This window comes from Oerskovia enterophila, from assembly GCF_001692445.1.
GTDB lineage: Bacteria > Actinomycetota > Actinomycetes > Actinomycetales > Cellulomonadaceae > Oerskovia > Oerskovia enterophila.
In genome coordinates, this window is the sequence record NZ_MAQA01000035.1 from 43,985 (window position 1) to 54,318 (window position 10,334).

The following is a 10,334-nucleotide window of genomic DNA, read 5'->3' on the forward strand; positions in this document are numbered from 1 at the left end:
GGTGAGGACGGACGCAGTACCGGTGGACGGCCTGGCCGCCGCCGAGGACGACGATCGACTTTCAAAGGAGAAAGCTGTGACCGTACGACACCGAAGGAGACGGGCAGGGGTGAGCGCGCTCCTGGCGCTGACCCTCGCTGCCCCGACCCTGGCCCTGACGGCGACACCCGCCGCCGCCCACGACGAGTTCTCCGTGCTCGTCTTCTCCAAGACCGCCGGGTTCCGGCACGACGCGATCCCGGCCGGGATCGCGACCATCAAGCAGCTCGGCGTGGACAACCACTTCGCCGTGACCGCGACCGAGGACGCGGGGGCGTTCACCGAGGAGAACCTCGCGGGCTACGACGCCGTCGTCTGGCTCTCGACGACCGGCGACGTGCTCAACGGCGAGCAGCAGGCCGCGTTCGAGGCCTACATCGCGGACGGCGGCGGCTACGCGGGCGTGCACGCCGCGTCCGACACCGAGTACGACTGGCCCTGGTACGGCGAGCTCGTGGGCGCGTACTTCTCGGCCCACCCGCAGAACCAGACCGCGAACGTCGTGGTCGCGGACAAGGACCACCCCTCGACCGCGCACCTGCCGGCGACGTGGGAGCGGTACGACGAGTGGTACAACTTCCGCGAGAACCCGCGCGGGGACGTGCACGTGCTCGCGACCCTCGACGAGGCGACGTACTCGCCGGGCGGTGGCGCGATGGGTGCAGACCACCCGACGGCCTGGTGCCAGGACGTGGCCGGCGGCCGCTCCTGGTACACGGGGGGTGGCCACACGCAGGAGTCCTACAGCGACCCGGCGTTCGTCCAGCACCTCCTGGGCGGGATCCAGACCGCCGCGGGCGCGGTCGAGGCCGAGTGCGGCGCGACGGTCGAGAGCTCGTACGAGCAGATCACGCTCGCGAAGGGCGCCGAGAAGACCGGCGAGCCGATCGCGCTCGCGGTCCTGCCCGAGGGCGACGTCCTGCACACCTCGCGCGACGGCCGGGTCTGGTACACGACTGCGGACGCGACGACCTCGCTCGCGGGCACCATCCCGGTGTACTCGCACGACGAGGACGGCCTCCAGGGGGTCGCGATCGACCCGGACTTCGCCGAGAACCGCTGGGTCTACCTCTACTACGCCCCCCGGCTCAACACGCCTGCGGGCGACGCCCCGGAGTACGGGACGGGCCCCGAGTCGTTCGAGGCCTTCGACGGCTACAACCAGCTCTCGCGCTTCACGCTCACCGACCAGAACACGATCGACCTGGCGAGCGAGAAGAAGATCCTCGAGGTCGAGGCCTCGCGCGGCACGTGCTGCCACGCGGGCGGTGAGATCGACTTCGACGCAGAGGGCAACCTCTACCTGTCGACGGGGGACGACACGAACCCGTTCGCCTCGGACGGCTACACGCCGATCGACGAGCGGGCGACGCGCAACCCGGCCTACGACGCGCAGCGCTCGTCGGGCAACACCAACGACCTGCGGGGCAAGCTCCTGCGCATCACCATGAAGGACGACGGGACGTACACGGTCCCGGAGGGCAACCTCTTCGCTCCCGGGACGGACAAGACCCGCCCCGAGATCTACGCGATGGGCTTCCGCAACCCCTTCCGGTTCTCGGTCGACAAGGCCACGGGCTACGTGCACCTCGGTGACTACGGGCCCGACGCGGGCGGGGCGAACCCGAACCGCGGCCCCGGTGGGTCGGTCGAGTTCAACGTCATCACCGAGCCCGGCAACTACGGCTGGCCGTACTGCGTGGGGGACAACGTCCCCTACGTCGACTACGACTTCGCGACGGGCACCTCGGGCGCGGCGTTCGACTGCAGCGCTCCCAAGAACACGAGCCCGAACAACACGGGTCTCGTGGACCTGCCGCCGGCCATCGCCGCCTGGCAGCCCTACGACGGCGGCAACGTCCCGGCCTTCGGCTCGGGCGGCGAGTCGCCCATGGGCGCCGTGGTCTACAACTACGACCCCGAGCTCGTCTCGGAGACCAAGTTCCCGCAGTACTACGACGGCAAGCCCCTGCTGTACGAGTGGGAGCGGCGCTGGATCAAGGAGGCCGTGCTCAACGAGGACGGCAGCCCTGCCGGCTTCGCCCCGGCGCTGACCGGGCTGAACATCCGTCGGCCCATGAACCTCGAGTTCGGCCCGGACGGCTCGCTGTACGTGCTCGACTACGGCAGCGGCTACTTCGGCGGCGCCGCGGACTCCGCGGTCTACCGCATCGACTACGTCAAGGGCTCACGGTCCCCGGTCGCCGAGATCGAGGCGTCGGTGACCAACGGTGGCGTGCCGCTCGAGGTCGTCCTCGACGGATCGGCCTCCCAGCACCCCGAGAACCTGCCGCTCACGTACGCGTGGGACGTGGACTCGGACGGCACGGTCGACTCGACCGAGCCCGTCGTGACGCACACGTACACCGCCAAGGGCCAGTACACGGCCCGTCTCACGGTCACGGCCCCCGACGGCAAGACGGGCGTCGCGACCACCACGATCACGGTCGGCAACACCGCCCCCGTGGTGACGCTCGACCTGCCGCAGGACGGGCAGTTCTTCGACTTCGGCGACCAGGTGCCGTTCACGGTCACGGTCACGGACGCCGAGGACGGGACAGAGGTCGACTGTGACAACGTCGTCGTCGAGTACATCCTCGGCCACGACAACCACGGGCACCCGCTCTCGAGCGCGACCGGTTGCGAGGGCGTCCTCACGACCGTCAAGGACGAGGGCCACGGTCTCGACGCCAACATCTTCGGGGTCGTCAACGCGACGTACACCGACGGCGGAGCCGAGGGCGTGCCCTCGTTGACCGGCGACGACGAGGCCGTCCTGCACACGCGGACCAAGCAGGCCGAGTACTTCACGGCCCAGCAGGGTGTCCAGGTCGTCGACAAGGCCGCGGCCGAGGGCGCCAAGCAGCTCGGCTACATCGCCCCGGGCGACTGGTTCGCGTTCGACCGGATGAACCTCAAGGACATCACGGGCATCTCGGCGCGCTACACGTCGGGCAACGCGGGCGGCCTGATCGACGTCCGCGTCGGAGCGGCGGACGGTCCGCTCCTCGGGACCATCACGATGGGCTCGACGGGCAGCTGGGAGACGCACGCGTCGTCCGACGTCGTGCCGATCACGGACCCGGGTGGCACGAACACGTTGTTCTTCGTCGCGCGCTCGGCGTCGGGGGCCACGGGAGACATGTTCGACGTCGACTCGCTCCACTTCGCGGGCAAGGGGGCGGCGAACAACGTGGCGCCGAGGCTCACCGCGGTCACGGGCACGCCCACCACGGGCGACGCCCCGCTCGACGTGACCTTCACGGCCACGGCGACCGACGCGGACGGCGACGACCTCACCTACGCGTGGGACTTCGGCGACGGCGGCACCGGGACCGGAGCGCAGGTCGCGCACACCTACACGACCGGTGGCGCGTTCACGGCCAAGGTGACCGTGACCGACCCGGCCGGCGCCTCGGCGTCGGGCACCGTGAAGGTGACCACGTTCGGTGCGCTCGAGTGCACCGAGCCCGACCCGCAGCGCGGGCCCGAGGACGAGTTCCTCGGCGCGTCGATCGACGCGTGCCGCTGGGACGTCCACAACTACCGCCCGGACCTCGCCGAGGTGCGCGACGGCAAGTGGGTCGTCACCACGACCGACGACGACTTCTACGGCACGGCGAACTCGCCCGTGCCCAACATCGTCACGACCGACCAGCCGGGCGACACCTGGACCGTGGAGACGTCGTTCACGGCGCCGCTCGTCCGGTCGGCCCAGCAGGGCGGTGTCATCGTCTACCTCGACGAGAAGAACTACGTGAAGCTCGACGTGGTCGGCAACGACGACGGCTCGGTGCGCGCAGAGCTGCGCAGCGAGGTCGGGGACGTCACGCAGAACCCGCAGCCGGGGATCGACAACCTCGCCAAGCCGGTCTACGGCGAGTACCAGCTGCGGCTGTCCCGTGCCGGTGACACGTTCACGGGCCAGGTCTCGGTCGACAACGGCCAGACCTGGGCAGTGCTGCCGGGCGGCGTGAAGAACCCGGCGGCCCAGGACGCCGGGGTCGGTGTCTTCGCGCTCGGCAAGCTCGCGGGCGCGGCGCAGATCGACGTCGCGTTCGACTATGTGCGTCTCGTGGACGGCACCACGCCGCCCACGTGCGAGGGCACGACGGCGAGCGACACGTTCGAGGGCACCGAGCTCGACGCGTGCCGCTGGTACGTCGTCAACCCCGACGCGTCCAAGCTCGCGGTGAGCGACGGCGCGCTGCGCCTGACCACCACGGACGACGACGTGTTCGGCGCGACCAACTCGACCGTGCCGAACATCCTGCGCAACAAGATCGCCACGGGTGACCGGTGGACGGTCGAGACGACCATCACGTCCGACCTCACGCAGAACTACCACCAGGGCGGCCTCATGGTCTTCAAGGACCAGGCCAACTACGTCAAGGTGGGCGTGATCCACAACGGGGCGGCTGCCGGGACCGTGGGCTTCGAGGCACGCAGCGAGAAGGGCGACGTGGTCCAGGACCCGCAGCCCGGCGTGTCCGACCTGCCGCGCGAGGCCGACAAGACCTACCACGTGCGCCTGACGCGCGACCAGGACACCTTCACGGGCTCCTGGTCGCTCGACGGCGTCACCTGGACGGACCTCGCACCGGTCACGAACGACACGCTCGCAGGGATCGCGCCGGGGCCGTTCGCGCTCGGCAAGAACCAGACGGCTCCCACGACGGTCGCGTTCAGCGACGTCACGTTCGTCGAGGACGAGCCCGAGGTCTGCGAGCCGGCCACGCCCGCGGAGGGCTACCGCATGCTCTTCGACGGCACGGCCGAGTCGCTCGCCGGCTGGAAGATGGCCGGGCCGGGCGGGTTCGAGCTCCAGGAGGACTGCTCCATGCTGTCCACCGGGGGCATGGGCCTGCTCTGGTACCCCGAGGAGCTCGAGGCCTACAGCCTCACGCTCGACTGGAAGATGGCCGGGGACGACAACTCGGGCGTCTTCGTCGGGTTCCCCGACCCGGGCAACGACCCGTGGGTCGCGGTCAACCAGGGTTACGAGATCCAGATCGACGCGACGGACGCCGACGACCGCACGACCGGTGCGATCTACACGTTCCAGAGCGCCGACCTCGCGGCCCGCGACGCCGTCCTCAAGGCGCCGGGGGAGTGGAACTCGTACGAGATCACGGTCGAGGGGCAGCGGATCCGGGTCTTCCTCAACGGGACCCTGATCAACGACTTCACCTCGACCGAACCGTCGCGCGACCTGTCGTCCGGCTACATCGGGCTGCAGAACCACGGCAACGGTGACGACGTCTCGTTCCGCAACGTCCAGGTCAAGGACCTGACGGCCGAGCCGGAGCCCGAGGTCGAGGTCACCACGACGGTCAGGTCCCAGTGCGTGGGGCGGACCGCCAACGTCTCGGTCCGTGTGGTCAACGACGAGGACGTCCCCGCGGACATCGTCGTCACGACGCCGTTCGGCACCAAGACCTTCCTCGGCGTCGCGCCGGGGAAGTCCGCGCACCAGTCCTTCAGCGCGCGTGCCGGCGCGGTGGAGGCAGGGGTCGCACAGGTCACCGCGACGGCCGGGGGTCGGACGACGACCTTCGACGTCGCCTACGGGGCCACGAGCTGCGGGTGACCGGGTGACCGGTCGATCGCCCGGACCGTCGAGAGAGTGACGGGCGGCGTCGCCGACCGGTCGACCGCAGCAGCGGGCGGGGCGGGATCCTTCGGGGTCCCGCCCCGTCCGTCGTCCGGCACGCGTGCGGGGGCGCGGCACTGCCCGGTGCCCGACGGCGTCGCCCACCTCGGTGCGCGACGCGCGCCGCGCGGTGGCTCAGCCGAGCGGGCGGACCATCACGACGTCGTCGTGCGACTCGCCGCCCACGACGTAGGTCCGCGAGCCCGCGACCGCGAAGCCGTGCTTGCGGTAGAAGGCCTGCGCCCGGGCATTCTCGCCGTTGGTGCCGAGCCACACCGCGCGGTCCGCGACGAGACCCGGTGCCGCGTCGAGCGCGGCCCGCATGAGGTCGCTCGCGACCCGCGTGCCCTGGGAATCGGGGTGCACGTAGATCTTGGAGAGCTCGACCGTGGGCTCGTCGCCGACGACCGCCACGATGTCCTGGTCGTCGGGCACGCCGCGCACGAGCAGGGCGTAGCCGACGAGACGGGAGTCCGAGGCGCTGTCGGCGCGTCCTGTGCTGCTGCCGTCGGGACTGCCGTCGGAGCTGTCGCCGGTGTCGGTGCCGGTACCGGTGCTGGGGACGCTGACCTCGGCCAGGAGCAGCGCGTGGTCGGCGCTCTTCGCCCAGGCCACGAAGCGTGCCGGGGAGAGCTGGGTCCGGATGTGCTCGGCGACGGCCGCGGGGTCGGAACCGGGCGGGCACGCGAGGGGGAAGGTGATCGCGGCCAGCGCCGCGAGGCGCTCGGCGTCGTCGGGGGTCGCGAGGCGCAGGGAGGTCGTCACCCGCGGCAATCTACCCGGGCGCACCGACGAGCGGGAGGTGCGCTCCGCCGTCGGGCCTGCGCGCTGCGCGCGCCCCACGCCCGCAGCGCTGCCGTCCGTTGACACCTCGCCCCGCACGGAGGACGGTGGAAGCACCGGAGACGTCGCCCGCCCAGCCCACGGACGCCGCCCCGCCCGGAGCCCCGACGACGGGACCCGCGTGAGGGGAGGTGAGAACACATGAGGAAGATGGTCGACTGCCGGACCACGCCCAGCGTGATCAACTGCACGCTGACGATCGTCGGCGAGGAGGAGGAAGTCCTCGACGCCGCGTACGACCACATGGTCAGCAAGCACGGACACGAACCCACGCCCCAGCTGCGTGAGGAGATCCGCGCCGACCTGGTCGACGCAGAACCCTCGATGGCCTGAGGACACCTCCCGGCGCAAGGACGAGGGCCACCGGGGCCGGACGAACCCGGGGCACAGCCGGTCGTGACCACGAAGGTCACGGCCGACAGCCGTGCTCAGGACCCCGCAGGTCGTCCGAGGCCCGCGGGACACCCGTCGAGGACCCTGCTGGGCGCACGCGTTCTCGGCGATGATGGGGACATGGCACACCTCACGGCGCCCGACGCGCGCCGCATCGACCTCAACGCGGACCTGGGCGAGGGGTTCGGGCCGTGGGCGCTCGCGGACGACGACGCCCTGCTCGACCTCGTGACCAGCGCGAACGTCGCGTGCGGGTTCCATGCGGGGGACCCGACGATCATGCGCACCGTGACGCGCGCCGCCGTCGAGCGGGGCGTGAGCATCGGTGCGCACGTCGCGTACCGCGACCTCGCGGGCTTCGGGCGCCGCTTCCTCGCCGTGGCCCCCGCGGAGCTGACTGCCGACGTCGTGTACCAGCTCGGTGCTCTCGACGCGTTCGCGCGCCTGGCCGGGGACCGGGTCCGGTACGTCAAGCCGCACGGCGCGCTCTACAACGCGATCGTCCGGCACGAGGAGCAGGCGCGCGCCGTCGTGGAAGCAGTCGCGGGCTACGACCCGACGCTCCCGGTCGTCGGGATGTCCGGCTCGGCGGTGCTGCGGCTCGCCCGGGAAGCGGGGCTGCCCGTGGTGCACGAGGTCTTCGCCGATCGTGGCTACGCGCCCGACGGGTCGCTCGTGCCGAGGGGCACCCCGGGCGCGGTCCTGCACGACCCGGTCGAGGTCGCCGAGCGCGCGCTGCGCCTCGTGACCGAGGGCGTGGTGGTGGCGGCCGACGGCAGCGAGATCACGGTCGAGGCCGACTCGGTGTGCATCCACTCCGACACCCCCGGCGCGGTCGCGCTCCTGACCGAGGTGCGCCGGACGCTCGAGGCGAGCGGCGTCGTCGTGCAGCGGTTCGGCGGATGAGCAGGCCGACCGGCGCCGGTGGGTCGCGGCTCGGTGGCACGCCGGCGGACCGTGCGGGGGAGACCGCGACGAACGGAGCGACCACGAGTGGCACGACGGACGGGACGAGCCGGTTGCCGGTGCGCCCCTACGGCGACCGGGCGCTCATGGTCGACCTGCCCGGGCTCGACGAGGTCCACGCGCTCGCCGCCGCGCTGCGGGCGCGGCACGTGGAGGGCGTCGCGGACGTCGTGCCCGCGGCGCGCACGGTCCTCGTGCTGCTCGACGACGCGGCGACCACCGCGGACCTGGGCCGCGTCGAGGGTGAGGTCCGGGCGGCCTGGGCCGCGGTCGCCCGACGCGCGGACGGGGGAGCGGGCGTCGCCTCGCACGCCGGTGCGCCGGGCGGCGTGGCGCCGGGGGAGGACGTGGGCCCGGGAGAGGCGGCGGTCGTCGAGATCCCCGTCGTCTACGACGGGGACGACCTGCCCGACGTCGCCGCGTGGGCCGGCCTGTCGGTCGCCGAGGTCGTCGCACGCCACACGGGACGCGAGTACGTCGTCGCGTTCGGCGGCTTCATGCCGGGCTTCGGGTACCTGAGCCAGGTGGACCCGGCCATCGCCGCACCCCGCCTCGCGACGCCCAGGACGCGCGTGCCCGCGGGGTCGGTCGCGCTCGCGGGGGACCTCACGGCGGTCTACCCGCGTGCGACGCCGGGCGGTTGGCGCCTGCTCGGGCGGACGGACGTCGAGCTCTTCGACGTCGACCGCGACCCGCCCGCGCTGCTCACCGCGGGCACGAGGGTGCGGTTCCGTGCGGTCGAGCGGCTGCACGACGACGAGCCCGGCGCTGCGTCCGAGGGGGACGGGATCAGGGTCGGTGGTGACGACGGTGATGACGGTGACGGGCTGGTGCGGGGCCGTGATCACCTCGGTGTCGGTGTCGTCCGTGCCGGGGCCGGTGGCCTGGGGCGATCCCTCCAGGACGCACCCGTGCACGGCAGTCCCGGCGCCGCCGAGCGGACCGCCCCGGTCGGGCACCACGAGCCGCGCGGTGTCGAGGTCCTCGCTCCCGGGCTCCTCACGCTGATCGAGGACGGGGGACGCCCGGGGTGGTCCGCCGCCGGCGTCGGGCGGTCGGGCGCCGCGGACCGGGGCGCCCTCCGCCTGGTGAACCGGCTGCTCGCGAACGACGAGTCGGCGGCCGTGCTCGAGGTGACGCTCGGTGGGCTCGCCGTGCGGTTCCACGAACGGGCGACGTTCGCCCTCGCGGGAGCGCCGGCGCCCGCGACGCTCGACGGCACCCCGGTCGGGATGCAGGCGCTCCTCCGCGCGCGGCCCGGATCGGTACTGAGGCTGGGCTTCCCCGTCCGTGGAACGCGTACGTACGTCGGTGTGCGTGGCGGGTTCGCCGCGTCTGCGGTGCTCGGGTCGCGCTCGTACGACGTCCTTGCCGAGCTCGGCCCGGCCCCGCTGCGCGCGGGTGACCTCGTGGCGATCGGGCCGCGGCCCTCCGCCCTGCCGGTCGTCGACCTGGTGCCCGTGGGACTCGTGCCCTCGGCGACGAGCGACGTGGGGGTCGCCCTGGAAGTGCGTGCGGGGCTGCGTTCCGACTGGTTCGGCGGCGACGCCTGGGCCGCGCTGCTGGCGGGCGAGTTCGAGGTCTCGAACGCGAGCAACCGCGTGGGGCTGCGCCTCTCGGGCCCGACGATCCACCGTCGCGGCGGTGAGCTGCCGAGCGAGGGACTCGTGCCCGGCGCGATCCAGGTCCCGCCCGACGGGAACCCCGTGCTGTTCCTGCGGGACCATCCCGTCACGGGCGGCTACCCGGTCATCGCGGTGGTCGCTGCGGACGCTCTCGACACCGCGGCGCAGCTCCGGCCTGGGGACAAGGTCTCGTTCCGGTCCGCGCGATCGGCGCCGTCCGGTCCGTGATGCAGGCGGGCCGGCCGTGAGCCACCGGCGCCGCGGATGCTCGTCCCTGCGTGCCGCCCGCCCGGAGCAGGGGGAGGGGGCGACGGGGTGCCGAGCCGGACGGAGTTGACGGAGCCGAGGCGCACCACGTAATGTTCTCGAAGTCAGCCCGGCAGGGAGGAACAGACACCACTGCGAAGCTCCTCGGAGCCGCCGCGAAGTGGCTGGAACCCCCGGGTGACCACCCTGAAGATCTTGACGAGGCACTCGTGCGTCGCTCGATGATCGCCTGGGAGGTCGGCTCAGGTAGATCTTCTTCACCGGAAACGGTGGGTTGAGAAGCCGGAAAGAGTCTGGTAGATTAGAGAAGTTGCCCCGAGTGAAGTCCTGGAAACGGGTTGGAGTCGGTGCGTGTCGGTTGCTTGAGAACTCAACAGTGTGCTTGATAGTTAATGCCAATTGTCCTGCATGGGCGCATGGTGTGCACCTTCGGTGTGTGTTGTGTGTTCGTGTTGAGACTTCTTATTTGGTATGAATTGAAAACGTCATGTTTTCGGTTTGTAGCCATGATTATGGACCTTCGGGTCCGCTTCGTATGGTTGTTAGCC

5 protein-coding genes are annotated in these 10,334 nt (G+C 71.7%); 4 read left to right on the top strand and 1 reads right to left on the bottom strand.

The annotated features are described in order from the left end of the window. The first annotated feature begins 109 nt into the window (after positions 1–109). Positions 110–5,629, top strand: a complete 5,520-nt coding sequence (locus OERS_RS22045) for a ThuA domain-containing protein (RefSeq protein ID WP_068626328.1) — start codon at positions 110–112, stop codon at positions 5,627–5,629. A gap of 198 nt (positions 5,630–5,827) precedes the next feature. On the opposite strand, the gene OERS_RS13985 is transcribed toward OERS_RS22045, so the two are convergent. Then, the gene (locus tag OERS_RS13985; RefSeq protein WP_083201471.1) at positions 5,828–6,457 is read right to left on the bottom strand and encodes a GNAT family N-acetyltransferase; all 630 of its coding nucleotides are present in this window, start codon (positions 6,455–6,457) and stop codon (positions 5,828–5,830) included. Positions 6,458–6,676: 219 nt separating this feature from the next. On the opposite strand from OERS_RS13985, the gene OERS_RS13990 reads away from it, so the two are divergent. The 3 genes from OERS_RS13990 (at position 6,677) to OERS_RS14000 (ending at position 9,747) form a co-directional block, all read left to right on the top strand. After that, complete coding sequence (locus tag OERS_RS13990) at positions 6,677–6,868, top strand: DUF1059 domain-containing protein (protein ID WP_068626332.1); 192 nt, start codon at positions 6,677–6,679, stop codon at positions 6,866–6,868. 180 nt (positions 6,869–7,048) lie between these two features. Beyond that, complete coding sequence (locus tag OERS_RS13995; RefSeq protein WP_068626335.1) at positions 7,049–7,834, top strand: LamB/YcsF family protein; 786 nt, start codon at positions 7,049–7,051, stop codon at positions 7,832–7,834. Further along, positions 7,831–9,747, top strand: a complete 1,917-nt coding sequence (locus tag OERS_RS14000; protein ID WP_083201472.1) for a 5-oxoprolinase subunit B/C family protein — start codon at positions 7,831–7,833, stop codon at positions 9,745–9,747. The genes OERS_RS13995 and OERS_RS14000 overlap by 4 nt, the downstream gene beginning before the upstream one ends. The last annotated feature ends 587 nt before the right edge of the window (positions 9,748–10,334 follow it).

Bases quoted from the DNA above. Each gene is read 5' to 3' on its own strand.
- OERS_RS13990 (WP_068626332.1), top strand. From the start codon at position 6,677: ATGAGGAAGATGGTCGACTGCCGGACCACGCCCAGCGTGATCAACTGC.
- OERS_RS13995 (WP_068626335.1), top strand. From the start codon at position 7,049: ATGGCACACCTCACGGCGCCCGACGCGCGCCGCATCGACCTCAACGCG.
- OERS_RS14000 (WP_083201472.1), top strand. From the start codon at position 7,831: ATGAGCAGGCCGACCGGCGCCGGTGGGTCGCGGCTCGGTGGCACGCCG.